Annotated in this window: 15 protein-coding genes; 7 read left to right on the top strand and 8 right to left on the bottom strand. The window is 48.5% G+C overall.

What is annotated here, in order from left to right:
* Positions 1 to 86 precede the first annotated feature (86 nt).
* From ACMJ0U_RS03460 to ACMJ0U_RS03425, 8 genes are all read right to left on the bottom strand, one after another.
* Positions 87 to 842: a succinate dehydrogenase/fumarate reductase iron-sulfur subunit gene (locus ACMJ0U_RS03460; protein ID WP_417128200.1), complete on the bottom strand. Its 756-nt coding sequence runs from the start codon at positions 840 to 842 to the stop codon at positions 87 to 89.
* A gap of 35 nt (positions 843 to 877) precedes the next feature.
* Positions 878 to 2860, bottom strand: a complete 1983-nt coding sequence (locus ACMJ0U_RS03455; protein WP_417128198.1) for a fumarate reductase/succinate dehydrogenase flavoprotein subunit — start codon at positions 2858 to 2860, stop codon at positions 878 to 880.
* Positions 2861 to 2893: 33 nt separating this feature from the next.
* Positions 2894 to 3583 (bottom strand): succinate dehydrogenase/fumarate reductase cytochrome b subunit, encoded by a 690-nt coding sequence (locus ACMJ0U_RS03450; protein WP_417128197.1) that lies wholly within the window; start codon positions 3581 to 3583, stop codon positions 2894 to 2896.
* Positions 3584 to 3846: 263 nt separating this feature from the next.
* Positions 3847 to 5442 carry a S41 family peptidase gene (locus ACMJ0U_RS03445; protein ID WP_417128196.1) on the bottom strand — a complete coding sequence of 532 codons (1596 nt, stop codon included), beginning with the start codon at positions 5440 to 5442 and terminating at the stop codon, positions 3847 to 3849.
* An 8-nt stretch (positions 5443 to 5450) separates the two neighbouring features.
* Positions 5451 to 5906 (bottom strand): pantetheine-phosphate adenylyltransferase, encoded by a 456-nt coding sequence (gene coaD, locus ACMJ0U_RS03440; protein ID WP_117670004.1) that lies wholly within the window; start codon positions 5904 to 5906, stop codon positions 5451 to 5453.
* Between the two features lie 35 nt (positions 5907 to 5941).
* Positions 5942 to 7879 carry a DNA topoisomerase IV subunit B gene (locus ACMJ0U_RS03435; protein WP_417128195.1) on the bottom strand — a complete coding sequence of 646 codons (1938 nt, stop codon included), beginning with the start codon at positions 7877 to 7879 and terminating at the stop codon, positions 5942 to 5944.
* A 19-nt stretch (positions 7880 to 7898) separates the two neighbouring features.
* The gene (locus ACMJ0U_RS03430) at positions 7899 to 9029 is read right to left on the bottom strand and encodes a GNAT family N-acetyltransferase (RefSeq protein ID WP_417128194.1); all 1131 of its coding nucleotides are present in this window, start codon (positions 9027 to 9029) and stop codon (positions 7899 to 7901) included.
* 315 nt (positions 9030 to 9344) lie between these two features.
* A complete protein-coding gene (locus tag ACMJ0U_RS03425; RefSeq protein ID WP_417128193.1) occupies positions 9345 to 10394 on the bottom strand; it encodes a DUF3810 domain-containing protein in 1050 nt (349 codons plus the stop codon).
* A gap of 99 nt (positions 10395 to 10493) precedes the next feature.
* Between ACMJ0U_RS03425 and ACMJ0U_RS03420 the strand changes: the two genes are divergently transcribed.
* The 7 genes from ACMJ0U_RS03420 (at position 10494) to ACMJ0U_RS03390 (ending at position 17391) form a co-directional block, all read left to right on the top strand.
* On the top strand, positions 10494 to 11726 hold the full coding sequence (locus ACMJ0U_RS03420) for a nucleoside recognition domain-containing protein (RefSeq protein WP_417128191.1): 1233 nt from the start codon (positions 10494 to 10496) through the stop codon (positions 11724 to 11726).
* Positions 11727 to 11734: 8 nt separating this feature from the next.
* The gene (gene ybeY, locus ACMJ0U_RS03415) at positions 11735 to 12157 is read left to right on the top strand and encodes an rRNA maturation RNase YbeY (protein WP_417128190.1); all 423 of its coding nucleotides are present in this window, start codon (positions 11735 to 11737) and stop codon (positions 12155 to 12157) included.
* A 37-nt stretch (positions 12158 to 12194) separates the two neighbouring features.
* Positions 12195 to 14066, top strand: a complete 1872-nt coding sequence (gene mnmG, locus ACMJ0U_RS03410; RefSeq protein ID WP_417128188.1) for a tRNA uridine-5-carboxymethylaminomethyl(34) synthesis enzyme MnmG — start codon at positions 12195 to 12197, stop codon at positions 14064 to 14066.
* Between the two features lie 57 nt (positions 14067 to 14123).
* Positions 14124 to 14648, top strand: coding sequence for an adenine phosphoribosyltransferase (locus tag ACMJ0U_RS03405; protein ID WP_417128186.1), 525 nt, complete (start codon positions 14124 to 14126; stop codon positions 14646 to 14648).
* A gap of 102 nt (positions 14649 to 14750) precedes the next feature.
* A complete protein-coding gene (gene uvrC, locus ACMJ0U_RS03400; protein WP_417128184.1) occupies positions 14751 to 16583 on the top strand; it encodes an excinuclease ABC subunit UvrC in 1833 nt (610 codons plus the stop codon).
* A gap of 32 nt (positions 16584 to 16615) precedes the next feature.
* Positions 16616 to 17068, top strand: a complete 453-nt coding sequence (gene dtd / locus ACMJ0U_RS03395; RefSeq protein ID WP_417128182.1) for a D-aminoacyl-tRNA deacylase — start codon at positions 16616 to 16618, stop codon at positions 17066 to 17068.
* A gap of 2 nt (positions 17069 to 17070) precedes the next feature.
* The gene (locus ACMJ0U_RS03390; RefSeq protein WP_022053718.1) at positions 17071 to 17391 is read left to right on the top strand and encodes a nucleotide pyrophosphohydrolase; all 321 of its coding nucleotides are present in this window, start codon (positions 17071 to 17073) and stop codon (positions 17389 to 17391) included.
* The last annotated feature ends 1 nt before the right edge of the window (position 17392 follow it).

Here is a 17392-nt window from a genome sequence, read left to right as displayed (position 1 = left end):
AAGTTTTTAAAATACAAAAAGAATTCGCCCCGAAACAACATGCGTTCCGAGGCGAATCTTTATTTATCTGGAAAAATCCAGTAATATTAGTCTTTCAGTTTTGCTTTGATGAAATCACGGTTCAAACGAGCGATGTTGCTGATTGAAACGCATTTCGGACATTCTGCTTCACAAGCACGGGTGTTGGTACAGTTACCGAAACCTAATTCGTCCATCTTGGCAATCATGGCCTTGGCACGACGCAATGCTTCTGGTTTTCCCTGAGGCAACAAATTCAACTGGCTTACCTTGGCAGAAACGAACAGCATGGCTGAACCGTTTTTACAAGCAGCTACACAAGCACCGCAACCAATACAAGAAGCTGCATCCATCGCTTCATCAGCAATCGGCTTCGGAATCAAGATAGCGTTGGCATCCTGAGGAGCACCTGTGTTCACGCTCACGAAACCACCAGCCTGCATAATCTTATCGTAAGCAGTACGGTCTACCATCAAATCCTTGATTACCGGGAAACCGGCTGAACGCCATGGTTCTACAGTAATGGTGTCACCATCATTGAAACGGCGCATATAAATCTGACAGGTAGTAGCACCTGTTGCAGGTCCGTGCGGATGTCCGTTGATATACAAAGAACACATACCGCAGATACCTTCACGACAGTCATGGTCGAACACTACCGGTTCTTTCCCTTCTTCAATCAACTGTTCGTTCAAGATATCCAGCATTTCCAGGAAGGAAGTATCACCCGGAATATCCTTCATCTGGAATGTATCGAAATGACCTTTTTCCTTAGGTCCGTTCTGACGCCAAACTTTCAGCGTAAATGATATATTTTTATCCATTTTACTTAGATTCTTTAATTGTTTAACTTCACTGATTAGCTCTTATAGTTACGAGTCTGTACCTTGATAGCTTCGTAAACCAGCGGTTCTTTGTACAATACCGGAGCCTTGTCGTCGCTTCCCTGGTATTCCCAGCAAGCTACATAGAAGAAGTTTTCGTCATCACGTTTTGCTTCACCTTCTTCTGTCTGGTATTCTTCACGGAAGTGTCCACCGCAAGATTCTTCACGGTTCAATGCATCGTATGCAATCAGCTGACCCATTGTGATGAAGTCATCCAGACGGAAAGCCTTGTCAAGTTCGATGTTCATACCTTCTTTTGCACCAGGGATAAACAGTTCTGTTTCGAATTCCTTGCGAATTTCTTTCAGTTTGGCCAGACCGGTCTTCAAACCTTCAGCTGTACGGCCCATACCTACATATTCCCACATTACACGACCCAACTCCTTGTGGATAGAGTCTACAGACTTCTTACCCTTGATGTTCATCAGGTGGTCAATCTTAGTCTGTACAGCCTTTTCTGCTTCTGCGAATTCAGGTAGGTCAGTAGAGAAACGAGGAACAGTAATCTGGTCAGCCAGATAGTTCTGGATAGTGTAAGGCAATACGAAGTATCCGTCGGCCAGACCCTGCATCAATGCAGAAGCACCCAGACGGTTAGCTCCGTGGTCAGAGAAGTTACATTCACCGATAGCGAACAGACCCTTGATAGAAGTCTGGAGTTCGTAGTCTACCCAGATACCACCCATTGTATAGTGGATAGCCGGATAAATCATCATCGGGTTATAGTATTTCACACCGTTGATTTCACGAGCCAGTTCGCCCGGATTTACGTCGGTGATTTCTTCGTACATATCAAACAAGTTACCGTAACGCTGGCGAACTACGTCCAAGCCCAGGCGTTCGATACTTTCAGAGAAGTCAAGGAATACGGCCAGACCGGTGTTGTTCACACCATAACCGTGGTCGCAACGTTCTTTAGCGGCACGTGAAGCCACGTCACGCGGAACCAGGTTACCGAATGCCGGATAACGGCGTTCCAGATAGTAGTCACGGTCTTCTTCCGGAATATCGCTACCTTTCTTTGTGCCAGCCTGCAATGCTTTGGCATCTTCCAGTTTCTTCGGAACCCAGATACGACCGTCGTTACGCAGAGATTCTGACATCAGAGTCAGCTTAGACTGCTTGTCACCGTGTACCGGAATACAAGTCGGGTGAATCTGTACATAAGCCGGGTTAGCGAACATAGCTCCCTTACGGTAGCAAGACATGGCAGCTGTTACGTTACATGCCATGGCATTAGTTGACAGGAAGTAAGTGTTTCCGTAACCACCGGTTGCGATAACTACTGCGTGAGCAGCGAAGCGTTCCAACTTACCAGTTACCAGATTCTTGGCGATGATACCGCGTGCACGACCGTCAACCAATACTACGTCGAGCATTTCGTAACGAGTGTACAGTTTTACAGTACCGGCACCTACCTGACGGCTCAATGCAGAATAAGCACCCAGCAACAGCTGCTGACCTGTCTGACCTTTCGCGTAGAACGTACGAGATACCTGTGCACCACCGAATGAACGGTTAGCCAGTGTACCACCGTATTCACGAGCGAAAGGAACACCCTGTGCCACGCACTGGTCGATGATATTATTTGACACTTCGGCCAGACGGTATACGTTAGCTTCACGAGCACGGTAGTCACCACCTTTCACTGTATCGTAGAACAGACGATATACAGAGTCACCGTCGTTCTGGTAGTTCTTGGCTGCGTTGATACCACCCTGTGCAGCGATAGAGTGCGCACGGCGAGGAGAATCCTGGATACAGAAGTTGAACACACGGAATCCCATTTCACCCAGAGAAGCAGCTGCAGAAGCACCTGCCAGACCAGTACCTACCACGATGATGTCCAGACGACGTTTGTTAGCCGGGTTCACCAGTTTCTGGTGAGCTTTATAATTGGTCCATTTCTCAGCTATCGGGCCTTCAGGAATCTTAGAATCGATTATCTTAGTCATAATGTTTTTTCAATTTAATCAGTTACACTTAAATTAGCAAGCACCGCAACCCATCATGTTTTTCAGGAAGAACACAATGGCTACCAGCATGAAGCCAAGCACGATGATGGTAGAATAGATGTTAGAGATGCATTTCCAGCGGTTAATCCAGATGGTGTTGTTCCAGCCCAGCGTCTGCATAGAGCTCCAGAATCCGTGAGTCAGGTGGAACCACAAGGCAATCAGCCAGATAATGTACAACACGAAGAACACCGGATTAGAGAATGTCTGCATGATGTAGCCGTAACCGTCGGCTGCATGAAGACCACCCATCATCGGGTTGCCGATGATTTCAGCGAACTGCATTTTGTACCAGAAGTTGATGAAGTGAAGAGCCAGACCCAGGATTACGATGATACCCAGCACCAGCATGTTCTGAGATGCCCATTCCACATTTTTCGGTTTTGCTGTCACGGCATAGCGTTCGTGACCGCGAGCTGCACGGTTCTGCATCGTCAGCCAGAAAGCGTAGATGATGTGAATTACAAACAGGGCAGCCAGTCCGACAGTAGCTACCAGCGCATACCAGTTGGCACCGAGGAACTCACAAACCATGTTGTACGCCTCGCCCGAGAACAATGCAACAAGGTTCATCGCCATGTGAAATGTCAGAAACAGGACAAGGGCGATACCAGTAACACTCATCACCACTTTCCTTCCAATAGATGAATTACTTAACCACATAAATGATTGAATTTAAATTATTTAATTGTTCGAACTATAATTTCGCACTCGAAGGTCCAAATTATGATGCAAAATTAGAAGATTTATTGAGATAACACAACAGATTATGGAAAAAATTCTGTAATCGAGGGCCGCGATTTACAAGCTAAAAAAACGCAAGTGCGTTTGAATCAAAACATCGAAGAGTTTCAATTCAAACGCACTTGCGTTTCAAGGAAAACGTACTTGTGTTTTTCGCCAAACACAAGTACGTTTTCCAGAGCCTATCTTTTGGGGAAATTCATGCCGGGTTCACGCAGCAGTTCGATGGCCTTTTTCATGCTACCGTTCAGCGTGTTAATCACCTGGAAGTATTCGTTCATGTCCCAGATGTCACGGGCCAGCAGGGCTTTCAGCTGTGTCTTGACCAGCGGAAGTGCCGTACGGAACTGGGCTTCGTTATAGGTGATTCCCATGGAGGTGCCTTGTGCCACCAGCTCATCGAGCATGGCCTGGCTGACTTCGAACTCGCGGTTGAAGCGGTCGAACGTCTTGTACTGCTGGAGCCATTCCTTCCGGTGGCGGTCAATCAGCTTGATGTTCAGCTGCACCATGGCGCCTTTGTCGCGCAGTGACAGGTAATAGTCGGTGTACATCGTGGTGTCGATGGGCACAAAATAGTCGGGCATGATGCCTCCGCCGCCATACACGGTGCGTCCCAGTTTCAGGGTTTTGGCCTTGAGGGAATCAGGGAAGTGGATGCTGTCGGCACTCATCATCTCGCCCCGGTTGTAGCGGTCTATCAGGTCTTTATTGTATTGCTCGATACTTTCGTAAGGTTTCTGGATACAACGGCCTGAAGGGGTGTAGTAACGGGCTACCGTCAGACGAATCATGGAACCGTCGGGCAAATCGATGGGGCGCTGCACAAGTCCTTTTCCGAAGGTGCGGCGGCCTACTACGATACCTCTGTCCCAGTCCTGAATGGCTCCGGTCACAATTTCACTGGCCGAAGCTGAGAACTCGTCGACCAGCACCACCAGACGCCCCTTCTGGAAATCGCCGTCGCCCTTGGCTTCAAACTCTGAACGCGGGTTGCGGCGTCCTTCGGTATAGACGATGAGTTCCTTCTTGCCCAGAATCTGGTCGCACAGGCTGATAGCCGCATTCAGGTAACCGCCTCCGTTGCCTTGCAAATCGAGAATCAAGTCTTTCATGCCTTGTTTCTGCAACTTGTGGAGGGCATCGGTAAATTCTTTTCCGGTGGTAGCGGCAAAGCGGCTCACACGGATGTAACCGATTTTTCCTTCCACCATGTACGAAGCATCCAGACTGTATACGGGAATCTTGTCGCGCTTGATGGTGAAAGGCAACAGCTCTTTCACGCCGGCACGCAGCACTTTTACCGTCACCGTGGAGCCTTTCGGTCCGCGCAAACGACGCATTACTTCGTCCGTGTTCATCTTCACGCCGGCAATGACCGTGTCGTTCACTTCAATGATGCGGTCGCCGGCCAGAATACCGACTTTCTCGGAAGGTCCTCCCGACACGGGCTGAATGACGAACAACGTGTCGGTAGCCATATTGAACTGGATACCGATGCCGTCAAAGTTTCCCTGAAGGGGTTCGTTGAGCCGCTTTACTTCTTCCGGATCGGAATAGGTGGAATGCGGGTCGAGTTCTTCCAGCATGCTGACAATGGCGGTCTCCACCAGCTTGTCTTCGTCTACCTTATCTACATACAGATTGGAGATGGCGAACTCGGCCAGCTGCAGTTTGCGCGAAGGCGAATCGAGCAGCTTGTTCTGGGCGGGAAGAGCCGTCCATGCCGACCATCCTGCCAATAAAGCAAATACGTATTTTCTGATTTTCATGTGCATTGTGTATTTTATTCCACTTCCATGCCTTCGGGCAGAAAGTCGGATACATCTTTTCCATACTGCAAAAGCTCACGCACGATGGTGGAGCTGATGGAGGTCAGTTCGGGCTCGGTAAAGAGCAGGATGGTTTCTACGCCGGCCAGCTTGCGGTTGATGTCGGCAATGGTTTCTTCGTACTCAAAGTCGTGCACGGTACGGATGCCGCGGATAATGAATCCGGCCTCGCGCTCGCGGGCAAAATCAACGGTCAGATTGTCGTAGGCCTCTACCTTGATGCGTGGCTCGTCGGCATAAAGCTTGCGAATCATCTCTACACGCTTTTCGGTGGGGAACCAGGTTTTCTTTTTGTCATTCACCCCGATGCCGATGATAATTTCGTCCATAAAAGTCAGGGCACGCTTCACCACGGAATAGTGCCCGATAGTAAACGGGTCGAATGTGCCCGGAAATATCGCTCTTTTCATCACTGATAATTGACAGTCGATACTTATTTAATTATTCATTCTTCATTCTTAATCAGGTCTTCTTCTACCACCAGATTATCGATGATGAAGTTCTGACGTTCCATGGTGTTCTTTCCCATGTAAAATTCCAGCAGTTCCTTCACGGCATCGGTCTTGCGAAGGGTGACTTGCTCCAGGCGCATGTCCTTGCCGATGAAATGACGGAACTCATCGGGAGAGATTTCTCCCAGTCCTTTGAATCGGGTGATTTCCGGATTGGGACTCAGCTTCTCGATGGCGGCCACCCGTTCTTCGTCCGAATAGCAGTAGATGGTTTCGTACACGCCTTTCTTGCGGTTTCGCACGCGGAACAGAGGTGTCTGCAAAATATATACATGACCTTTCTTTATCAGGTCGGGGAAGAACTGAAGAAAGAAGGTAATCATCAGCAGACGAATGTGCATACCGTCCACATCGGCATCGGTGGCCACGATTACCTTATTATATCTCAGTCCGTCGAGCCCGTCTTCAATGTTCAAGGCAGCCTGCAGGAGGTTAAACTCTTCGTTCTCGTAGACCACTTTCTTGGTGAGTCCAAAAGAATTCAGCGGCTTACCACGCAAGCTGAACACGGCCTGCGTATTGACATCACGGCTTTTCGTGATGGAACCACTTGCCGAGTCTCCCTCGGTGATGAAGATGGAACTTTCCAGACGAGGATCGTCTTCTTCTTTTTTTCCGCCTTTCTGGTCGTTCAGATGTATGCGGCAGTCGCGCAACTTACGGTTATGCAGGTTAGCTTTCTTGGCACGTTCACGAGCGATCTTCGTGACGCCGGCAATGGCCTTACGTTCTTTCTCGGATTCCTGAATCTTCTGCAGCAGCACTTCGGCCACATCGGGATGCTTGTGAAGGTAGTTATCTACCTGCTCCTTCACGAAATCGCCTACAAACTTATTGACGCTGATACCGGAAAGCGGATAGGGATTGCCTTCGGAGTCTTTTTCCGGAGCCATGGTAAGCGAACCCAGTTTGATTTTGGTCTGACTTTCAAACGTCGGTTCAATCACGTTGATGGCAATGGCGGCCACTAGTCCGTTACGGATGTCCTGAAACTCAAGGTTCTTTCCATAGAATTCCTTAATGGCACGGGCAATGTGTTCCTTGAACGCACTCTGGTGGGTACCTCCCTGCGTGGTGTGCTGACCGTTGACAAAAGAATAATACTCCTCGCCATACTGCGCACTGTGGGTAAAGGCTATCTCAATGTCTTCGCCCGTCAGATGCACGATGGGATACAGCCCCGGCGCAGTCATGTTATCGTTCAGCAGGTCTTCCAGTCCGTTGCGGCTCACAATGCGATGACCGTTATAATAGATGGAAAGCCCCGTATTTAAATAGGTATAGTTGCGGAGCATGGTCTCAATGAACTCCGGACGGAAATGATAGTTCAGAAACAGGGTATCGTCGGGTTCAAAGAAGATATAGGTTCCGTTTTCTTCATCCGTAGCGCAGGTCTCGTCGCTGACCAGTTCACCGCGTTCAAACACGGCCTTGCGCATCTGTCCGTCGCGGGCACTCCAGGCAATGAAACGGCTGCTCAATGCATTGACCGCCTTGGCTCCCACTCCATTCAAGCCGACACTTTTCTTGAAGGCCTTGGTATCATATTTACCTCCGGTATTCAGCATGGAAACAGCGTCGACCAGGCTTCCCAAAGGAATGCCTCGTCCGTAGTCGCGCACGGATACACGCAGGTTATCTTCCATCTGGATATCAATGCGTTTTCCGGCTCCCATCTTGAACTCGTCGATACTGTTGTCGACGACTTCTTTCAACAGCACATAAATTCCGTCTTCCACCTGCGAACCGTCGCCCAAACGACCGATGTACATACCGGGACGGGTACGCACATGCTCCATGTCGCTCAGGTGGCGAATGTTCTCTTCCGTATAGGCTACAGAGGAAACGGTTTGTTCATTGAGTTCTTCCATATCTATTCTCCCTCTGATTTTAAATCATTTTCTTATAAGCACGACGGCGTTTGTGCTGCACGGATTCAAACGCACTCCACTGTGCCTGTACCTTCTTGTTGAGTTCAAGCTCCGGATTGCTTTCTCCATATTCAAATCCCATCTGCTGGAAAATCGGCACAAGATCATAGAACAAGAGGGCATTGACTCCTTTGCTCTGGTATTCAGGCTTTACTCCGACCAGCAACAAATCGAGCACACGCGGACGCTTGATGAAAAGGGCTTTCAGCAAGTGGAACCAGCCGAAAGGCAACATCTTTCCTTTGGCCTTCTGCAAGGCTTTCGACAAGGAGGGCATGGCAATTCCCACTGCCACCAGATTGCCTTCCGCATCTTCTACCAGCGACACCATGCGCAGGTCGATGAGCGGCAGATACATCTTTATATATTGGTCAATCTGTCCCTGTGTCATCTGCGAATATCCATAAAGGGGAGCGTAAGCTTCGTTAATCAAATCAAAAATCTTCTGTCCATAATTCAGCTTCTTTATTTCGCTCCGCTTGAGCTTCTTGATTTTCAGGTTGTATTTCTGAAGAATAATTTCGGAGATGCGGACAAACTTTTCCGGAAGCTGGTGGGGCACGCTCAGTTTGTATTCCACCCAGTCGGCTTCTTTCTCAAAGCCCAACTGCTCCATGTGTCCCGGATAATACGAATAGTTGTAGATGGTGGCCATGGTGCTCAGCTGGTCGAATCCTTCTACCAGCATTCCTTCGGCATCCATATCTGTAAATCCCAGCGGACCGACAATGGCTTCCATACCTTTTTCTTTTCCCCATTGTTCTACGGCTTTCAGCAAGGCTGAAGACACTTCTTCTTCGTCGACGAAGTCCAGCCAGCCGAAGCGAACTTCTTTCTTGTTCCAGGTGTCATTGGCACGGTGGTTGATAATGGCGGCCACACGCCCCACTATCTCCTCGCCCTTGTAGGCCAGGAAATACTCTGCCTCACAAAATTCAAATGCCGGATTCTTCTTGGGATTGAAGGTATTCAGCATGTCATCGTACAAATCGGGAACGGAATAGGGATTATCTTTATAAAGTTCGTAATTAAAACGAATGAACTTCTTCAGTTCTTTTTTCGTAGTGACTTTTTTAATCGTGATAGTCATTGTGGTATAATTTTCTTTCGTTCGCTTTGAGTTTAGAAAAATTAAGGCTGTAAAGATAGTGTTTTTTCTCCTAAAAAGCGGGTTATTCACTGATTTTCACACTTTAAGGATTTTTCACGAAGCAGGTAAAGACAGGCAGGGGATTAAGGATTTGAGATAAATTTAAGCTATCTTTTTATTTTGCGTCCAGAATAAAAAATCCAAGAATTCAGTAAAATCCTGTTTTACAGAAAAATAGAGCAGTTTTCCTTCTTGAGAATTCAAAATTTACTTTTTCCCCGAGGGATGGTCAGGATTTTTCAATTCTCACAGCAGTTAGTTCCACCATTCGTCGGGTAAGGAAAGTATCATAGCCACCACCTCGGCATAATTCTTCTGACCGGAAGGAATCTGGTTCCCTTTCAGGTAATACTCATACATCAGTTCCTGCACACGTCCCACCACCGGATTATAGCGTGCCTGCCAATAGGCTTGCTTTTCGCGAAGGGTCTGTAAAATCTCGGGACGGATGGAAGAAAGCAGTTGCCGGTAGTCTGCTTCCTCCAACAGTGCGGCGGCATTGGAAAGCACATAAGGCAGCAGACCGAAATAGCCGGAGTAGCGGACGGCAGGCGAAACAGAACGGATGCAAATCTGATAGGCCCAGAAATTGGCCTCGGCTTCGCTACTTACTCCTAGCAGGTGGGAATACTCATGGGCATAGGTGAACGGCCATTGCAAAGGAGGCAATTCGCGATTAAGTTGTGACTCGGCAAAGAAAGGACCCATGTAGCCCAACACGCCGACACCGGAATAGAGCGCATTAAACATGACCTGCTTGGGATGCTGGTAAGTTTTCGGTGAAGAGAGGCCAAAGCGGGAAGGCACTTGGGCAAAGAGTTGCTTGGCTTCTTTTTCGATAACTTCGTGCGAAGGAAAAGGAGACTGCGTGTAGGCTTGATTCAGACGACGGGTATAGTCGGCCAGGAAGTGATGGAAGGTAGAATCCTGGTAAGCTACATATTCTAAAGAGGAACGCGTAAAGAAGTCTTTCCGGAAATAATTGATTCCCCAGCCCACATAGAACCAGAGGTACACTCCTACCAGCAGTTCGGCTTCTGCCCGCAAAGTCCATTTCCAGCCTTTCTTTTTCTTCCAGCTCCACAACGGAATCCCAACAAGCAGGACACATGCCCCTACAAAGAACCATTCTTCCATGGAAAAAGGAATCCAGGAAACCAAGGCCGACAACAGTGCGGACAAACCGGGATAAACCTGACGGGCGTACAGCTCGCCCATACCGGGAAAAAAACGGCAAAGGAGAACGAGACACAATCCTAGCCCCTCCGCGGTCCAACGTACATAACGTAATGGAAAACTTTTCATACACACAAAGTTATATGTTTTCAGACAAGGTGAAGGAAGTGACAAAGAAATTATATATTTTTGTAACACAGATTAATCATGAATTATACTTAAATAGAAATGGCTTTAAACTACATCTGGATTGCATTTTTCCTTCTTGCCTTTGTGGTGGCACTGGTCAAACTCGTATTTTTCGGCAACACAGCCGTATTTCCGGAGATTATCAATTCTACTTTCGCTTCTTCCAAAACGGCATTCGAAATTTCATTAGGGTTGACGGGGGTATTGTCGCTCTGGCTGGGCATCATGAAAATTGGAGAAAAAGGAGGCGTTATCCAACTTTTCGCCCGCCTGCTGAGTCCACTGTTTTCGAAGCTGTTCCCGGAAATTCCCAAAGGACATCCGGTGACGGGAAGTATTTTCATGAACCTGGCGGCGAATATGCTGGGACTGGACAATGCCGCCACACCGCTCGGCCTGAAAGCCATGGAAGGACTACAGGAACTGAACCCGCGCAAGGACACAGCCAGCAATCCGATGATTATGTTTCTGGTACTAAATACTTCGGGACTGACACTGATTCCCATCAGTATCATGGTATATCGAGCGCAAATGGGAGCCGCACAGCCCACGGATGTATTTGTACCGATTCTGCTGGCGACTTTCTTTTCGACGATGGCCGGCATTATCGCAGTCAGCTTATACCAGCGCATCAACCTGCTGAACCGAACCATTCTGCTGTTCCTTGGAGGAGCCAGCCTGCTGATTGCAGGTATCATCTGGCTATTCCTTCAGCTTAGCCGGGAACAGATTGACCTCTACTCTACGACCTTTGCCAATGTGTTTCTCTTTCTCATCATCATCGGCTTTATCGTGTCGGGCATGCGAAAAAAAATCAATGTATACGACGCATTTGTGGAAGGAGCAAAAGAGGGATTTTCTACTGCTGTGCGTATCATTCCCTACCTGGTGGCTATCTTAGTTTCCATCGGTGTGTTCCGCGCTTCGGGAGCCATGGACTTTCTGATTCAGGGCATCGCTGGTATAGTACGAAGTTGCGGAATAGACGACCAGTTTGTCGGCGCACTACCCACAGCACTGATGAAACCGTTGAGCGGTAGCGGAGCCCGCGGACTGATGGTGGATGCCATGAGCACCTACGGAGCCGATTCGTTTGTCGGTCGTCTGGCCTGCATCTTCCAAGGGTCGACGGATACCACATTCTATATTCTGGCGGTGTATTTCGGAAGCGTCAGTGTAACCCGCACAAGGCATGCATTAAGTTGCGGACTGATTGCTGACTTCACCGGAATACTGGCTGCCATTTTCATCGGATATTTATTTTTCAATTAACATAAGCTATGATTAGTTACCAAACAGAGGGCGTGGAAATGCCCGCCATCAAGAAGCGCGAGACGACTGCATGGATCAAAGTCGTGGCCGAAACTTACGGTAAGAAGGTAGGCGAAATCGCGTACATCTTTTGCTCGGACGAGAAGATTCTGGAAGTAAACCGCCAGTATCTACAACATGATTATTACACGGACATCATCACATTCGACTACTGCGAAGGCAAGAAACTGTCGGGCGATTTATTTATCAGCCTGGATACGGTACGCACCAACGCCGAACAATTCAATGCTGCGTATGAAACAGAACTCTACCGCGTAATCATACACGGCATACTGCATCTGTGTGGCATCAACGACAAAGGGCCGGGAGAACGCGAAATCATGGAAGCCGCAGAAAACAAAGCGCTGGAAATGCGGAAAGATTTCATGTAATTCGTATTTTTGCAAAGGATTAAAAACATAAAAGCTAATGGATTTCAAGTATGATGTAATCGTAATCGGAGCCGGTCATGCCGGATGTGAAGCGGCGGCTGCGGCAGCCAATCTGGGCTCAAAGACCTGCCTGATTACAATGGACATGAACAAAATCGGGCAGATGAGCTGTAACCCGGCCGTAGGGGGTATTGCCAAGGGACAAATCGTCAGAGAGATTGACGCCCTGGGAGGATACATGGGACTGGTGACAGATAAGACCGCCATCCAGTTCCGTATGCTGAACCGATCCAAAGGACCGGCCATGTGGAGTCCACGTGCCCAGTGTGACCGCGGGAAATTTATCTGGGCCTGGAGAGAGATTCTGGAGAACCTGCCCAATCTGCATATCTGGCAAGATACAGTGGAAGAGTTGTTGGTGGAGAACGGGGAAGTAACCGGCGTGGTAACTTGCTGGGGAGTGACGTTTCATGCCAGATGCGTGGTGCTGACTGCCGGTACTTTTCTGAACGGACTGATGCACATCGGACACAAGATGCTGGCAGGAGGACGCTGTGCGGAACCGGCATCGTATCACCTGACTGAATCCATCACCCGCCACGGCATTACGGCCGGACGTATGAAGACGGGTACCCCGGTACGCATCGACGGAAAGAGCGTACATTTTGACCTGATGGACACGCAGGACGGCGAGAATGATTTCCACCGTTTCTCATTTATCAGCGAGCCACGCCAGCTGAAACAGTTGCAATGCTGGACGTGCTTTACCAACGAAGAGGTACACGACACGCTCCGAAAAGGGCTGGCCGACTCTCCCCTTTTCAACGGACAAATCCAGAGCATCGGCCCGCGTTACTGTCCGAGCATCGAAACAAAAATCGTAACCTTCCCCGACAAACCGCAGCACCAGCTGTTCCTGGAACCGGAAGGTGAAACCACACAGGAACTTTACCTGAACGGCTTCTCTTCTTCACTCCCGATGGACATCCAGCTGGAGGCACTGAAGAAGATTCCTTGCTTCAAAGACTTGGTGGTGTACCGCCCGGGATATGCCATCGAATACGACTACTTCGACCCGACACAGCTGAAGCATACGCTGGAATCGAAGGTGGTGAAAAACCTGTTCTTCGCCGGACAGGTGAACGGAACAACCGGATACGAAGAAGCCGGTGGACAAGGTATCATTGCAGGTATCAACGCGCACTTGAACTGCCACGGCGGCGAGCCGTTTGTTCTAGGACGCGACGAAGCCTACATCGGCGTACTAATTGACGACCTGGTAACCAAAGGCGTGGATGAACCGTACCGTATGTTTACTTCGAGGGCGGAATACCGCATCCTGCTCCGTCAGGATGACGCGGATATGCGACTGACCGAACGGGCTTATCAGCTGGGACTGGTAAAAGCCGACCGCTACGAAATCCTGCAAAAGAAACGGGCCGAAATAGACCGCATCGTAAACTTCGTAAGCACCTTCTCCGTGAAGGCCGAAAAGATAAATGACGCCCTTGAAAAGTTAGGAACGGCTCCACTTACTCACGGATGCAAGCTGGTTGACTTAATCAGCCGTCCGCAGATTACGATAGAAAATATTGCTCCTTACATCCCGTCCTTCCAAGCAGCACTCGACAAAATCAAGGAGCGAAAAGAAGAGGTTATCGAAGCCGCCGAAATCCGCATCAAGTACAAAGGCTACATCGACCGGGAGCGTACGATTGCCGACAAGATACACCGGCTGGAGTCCATCCGTATCAAGGGCAAGTTTGATTACGCAAACCTGCAGTCCCTGTCGACCGAAGCCCGGCAGAAGCTGGTAAAGATAGACCCGGAAACCCTGGCGCAGGCCAGCCGCATCCCAGGAGTATCCCCCAGTGACATCAACGTGCTACTGGTCCTTCTGGGACGATAAAACAGGCATGTTTCACGTGAAACAATTTGTTTAAGGAATACACATAAAATACTGGATATGAATAAAGAAACATTAAAGAAAAACCTTCGAGAAATACCCAATTTCCCTAAACCTGGCATTCTGTTCTACGATGTCACTACCCTGTTCAAAAATCCGGAATGTTTGCAGGGTATGATAGACGAGTTGTATGAACTGTACAAGGACAAAGGGATTACCAAAGTGGTAGGTATCGAGTCCAGAGGATTCATTCTGGGAGGTGCCCTGGCGGCCCGCTTAGGAGCCGGATTCATCATGGCCCGCAAGCCCGGAAAGTTGCCGGCTGAAGTCATTGAAGAAACTTACGCCAAAGAGTATGGTACCGACACCATACAGCTTCACAAGGATGCCATCAGCAAAGACGACGTGGTATTGTTGCACGACGACTTGCTGGCTACAGGCGGAACGATGGCAGCAGCTTACCGACTGGTAAAACGCTGCGGCGTAGAGAATGCGTATGTCAATTTTGTCATTGAACTGAAAGGATTAAACGGAAGAAACGCATTCGAAAAATCCGTAGAAGTAACCACACTTCTGAAGCTATAAGACGAAAAGCCCCCGACAGAAAGGGGGAATTATATGCAGCCTTCTTTGCAGGAAATCTCTCCCCAAAGAAGGCTGTATTCACCCTGACAAGAACCAAGCGATATGGAAGAAACAGAAAAGACAAACAACACCAGTGAATACCTAAAAGGTATCGTATTGAACCTTCCAGAAGGACCGGGTATATACCAATACCTGAACAAAGAAGGAATCATCATTTACGTGGGAAAAGCCAAGAACCTGAAGCGGCGTGTCTATTCTTATTTTTCCAAGGATCACCAGTCGGCCAAGACACGCATGCTGGTCTCCAAAATTGCTGACATCCGATACATCGTAGTAAACTCAGAAGAGGATGCCCTACTATTGGAGAATAACCTGATAAAAAAATACAAGCCAAGATACAACGTGCTGCTGAAGGACGACAAAACCTACCCTTCCATCTGCATCAGCAACGAGTATTTTCCGCGCATATACAAGACCCGGAAAATTATTCGAGACGGTTCGAATTACTTTGGGCCGTACAGCCACGTGCCTTCCATGATGGCTCTGTTGGAACTGATTAAAAAGCTGTATCCGCTCCGCACCTGCCATCTGGCACTAACTCCGGAAAACATTGCACAGGGAAAGTTCAAAGTCTGCCTGGAATACCACATCAAGAACTGCAAAGGTCCCTGCATCGGGAAACAGTCGCACGAAGAATACATGCAACAGATTGCGCAGGCTAGAGAACTGTTGAAAGGAAATACCCAGAAGGTAAGCAATGCGCTGATGGATGAAATGAAGCGTCTGGCAGAAGAGATGAAGTTCGAGGAAGCACAAAGACTCAAGGAACAATATATGCTCATCGAAAGCTATCGCGCCAAGAGTGAGGTAGTCAGTTCGGTACTTCACCATATCGACGTATTCTCCATAGAAACCGATGAGAACACGGCATACATCAATTACCTGCATATTACCAACGGATGCATTAATCAGGCCTTCACCTTCGAATATAAAGTACGTATGAATGAAAGTAAGGAAGAGCTTCTCCAATTGGGTATCGTGGAAATGCGTGAACGTTATAAAAGCACTTCGAAGGAGATTATCGTACCTTTTGAACTGGACATGGAAATGAACGGCGTGACATTCACTATCCCTAAAAAAGGCGAGAAAAAACACCTGCTCGACCTTTCACTGATGAACGTAAAGCAGTATAAAGTGGACCGCCTGAAACAGGCGGAGAAACTAAATCCGGAACAACGAAGCGTACGGCTGATGAAAGAAATCCAAGCCCAGCTGCAATTGGAGAAAATGCCGAACCACATTGAATGTTTCGATAACTCCAATATCCAGGGTTCGGACGCTGTGGCTGCCTGCGTGGTATTCAAGAAAGCCAAACCCAGCAAAAAAGACTACCGGAAATACCTTATCAAAACGGTAGTGGGACCAGACGATTATGCCTCCATGCAAGAGGTGGTACGCCGCCGCTACAGCCGTATTCTGGAAGAGCAGGGAGAACTACCCGACCTGATTCTGACGGATGGAGGGAAAGGCCAGATGGAAGTAGTAAGACAGGTGATAGAAGACGAACTGCACTTGCAGATTCCCATCGTGGGACTTGCCAAAAACAACCGCCACCGCACGTCGGAAGTGCTGTTTGGTTTTCCGCCACAGACACTCGGAATCAAGCAAGGCACTCCCCTTTTCCATCTGCTGGAAAACATCCAGGATGAAGTGCACCGTTTTGCCATCACGTTCCATCGGGAGAAAAGAAGTAAAAGCCAGATTGCTTCCGCACTCGACAGCATCAAAGGTATTGGCGACAAACGGAAAACAGCCTTGCTGAAAAAGTTCAAAAGCGTAGCCCGCATCCGACAAGCCAGCTTGGAAGAGATTGCAGAAGTGATTGGAGAAAGTGCGGCGAAAAGCGTCAAGGAATCACTATCAGAATCCAAATAATTTGCTATTTTTGTAGAAACAAGACGAAGTACATGAGAGTAGTTATACAGCGCGTGACACACGCATCCGTGACCATTAACGGAATTTGCAAATCGGCCATCAAAGAAGGCTTCATGATTCTGCTCGGCATTGAAGGAGCCGACTCGCAGGAAGATGCAGACTGGCTCTGTAAAAAGATAGTCAACCTCCGTGTTTTTGACGACGAAAATGGAGTAATGAATAAGTCCATTCTGGATGTGCAGGGAGAAATCCTTGTAGTAAGCCAGTTCACACTGATGGCCTCGACCAAGAAGGGAAACCGCCCCTCTTACATCCGGGCTGCCGGACATGAAATTGCCGTTCCTCTGTACGAATACTTCTGCAATGAATTGAGTATTGCCCTGGGAAAACAAGTAGGAACCGGTGAGTTTGGTGCCGACATGAAGGTAGAATTATTGAACAACGGACCGGTGACCATCTGCATGGACACCAAAAACAAAGAATAACCATGACACTGGAAGAAGCACAGAAGACCGTAGACGAATGGATAAAGACCTACGGAGTAAGGTACTTCAGTGAGCTGACCAATATGGCTGTGCTCACGGAAGAAGTGGGCGAACTGGCACGCATCATGGCACGCACCTACGGCGACCAGTCGTTCAAGGCAGGCGAGAAAACGGACTTGGGCGACGAAATGGCCGACGTGCTCTGGGTGTTGCTCTGCCTGGCCAACCAGACGGGTGTGGACCTGACGGAAGCGTTCAGAAAGAACCTGGAGAAGAAAACCAACCGAGACAAGGAAAGACATAAAAACAACCCTAAACTATAAA

This window comes from Phocaeicola sp. (genome assembly GCF_048170425.1).
In the GTDB taxonomy this organism is placed as follows: domain Bacteria; phylum Bacteroidota; class Bacteroidia; order Bacteroidales; family Bacteroidaceae; genus Phocaeicola.
This window is presented reverse-complemented; position numbering and strand designations above follow the sequence as displayed.

What these genes read in the sequence shown, in the direction of transcription:
- ACMJ0U_RS03425 (WP_417128193.1), bottom strand. Translation starts at nt 10,394, where the DNA reads ATGAAAAGTTTTCCATTACGTTATGTACGTTGGACCGCGGAGGGGCTA.
- ACMJ0U_RS03445 (WP_417128196.1), bottom strand. Translation starts at nt 5,442, where the DNA reads ATGCACATGAAAATCAGAAAATACGTATTTGCTTTATTGGCAGGATGG.
- ybeY (WP_417128190.1), top strand. Translation starts at nt 11,735, where the DNA reads ATGATTAGTTACCAAACAGAGGGCGTGGAAATGCCCGCCATCAAGAAG.
- ACMJ0U_RS03390 (WP_022053718.1), top strand. Translation starts at nt 17,071, where the DNA reads ATGACACTGGAAGAAGCACAGAAGACCGTAGACGAATGGATAAAGACC.
- ACMJ0U_RS03430 (WP_417128194.1), bottom strand. Translation starts at nt 9,029, where the DNA reads ATGACTATCACGATTAAAAAAGTCACTACGAAAAAAGAACTGAAGAAG.
- coaD (WP_117670004.1), bottom strand. Translation starts at nt 5,906, where the DNA reads ATGAAAAGAGCGATATTTCCGGGCACATTCGACCCGTTTACTATCGGG.
- ACMJ0U_RS03460 (WP_417128200.1), bottom strand. Translation starts at nt 842, where the DNA reads ATGGATAAAAATATATCATTTACGCTGAAAGTTTGGCGTCAGAACGGA.
- ACMJ0U_RS03450 (WP_417128197.1), bottom strand. Translation starts at nt 3,583, where the DNA reads ATGTGGTTAAGTAATTCATCTATTGGAAGGAAAGTGGTGATGAGTGTT.
- ACMJ0U_RS03435 (WP_417128195.1), bottom strand. Translation starts at nt 7,879, where the DNA reads ATGGAAGAACTCAATGAACAAACCGTTTCCTCTGTAGCCTATACGGAA.
- ACMJ0U_RS03420 (WP_417128191.1), top strand. Translation starts at nt 10,494, where the DNA reads ATGGCTTTAAACTACATCTGGATTGCATTTTTCCTTCTTGCCTTTGTG.
- mnmG (WP_417128188.1), top strand. Translation starts at nt 12,195, where the DNA reads ATGGATTTCAAGTATGATGTAATCGTAATCGGAGCCGGTCATGCCGGA.
- uvrC (WP_417128184.1), top strand. Translation starts at nt 14,751, where the DNA reads ATGGAAGAAACAGAAAAGACAAACAACACCAGTGAATACCTAAAAGGT.
- ACMJ0U_RS03405 (WP_417128186.1), top strand. Translation starts at nt 14,124, where the DNA reads ATGAATAAAGAAACATTAAAGAAAAACCTTCGAGAAATACCCAATTTC.
- dtd (WP_417128182.1), top strand. Translation starts at nt 16,616, where the DNA reads ATGAGAGTAGTTATACAGCGCGTGACACACGCATCCGTGACCATTAAC.
- ACMJ0U_RS03455 (WP_417128198.1), bottom strand. Translation starts at nt 2,860, where the DNA reads ATGACTAAGATAATCGATTCTAAGATTCCTGAAGGCCCGATAGCTGAG.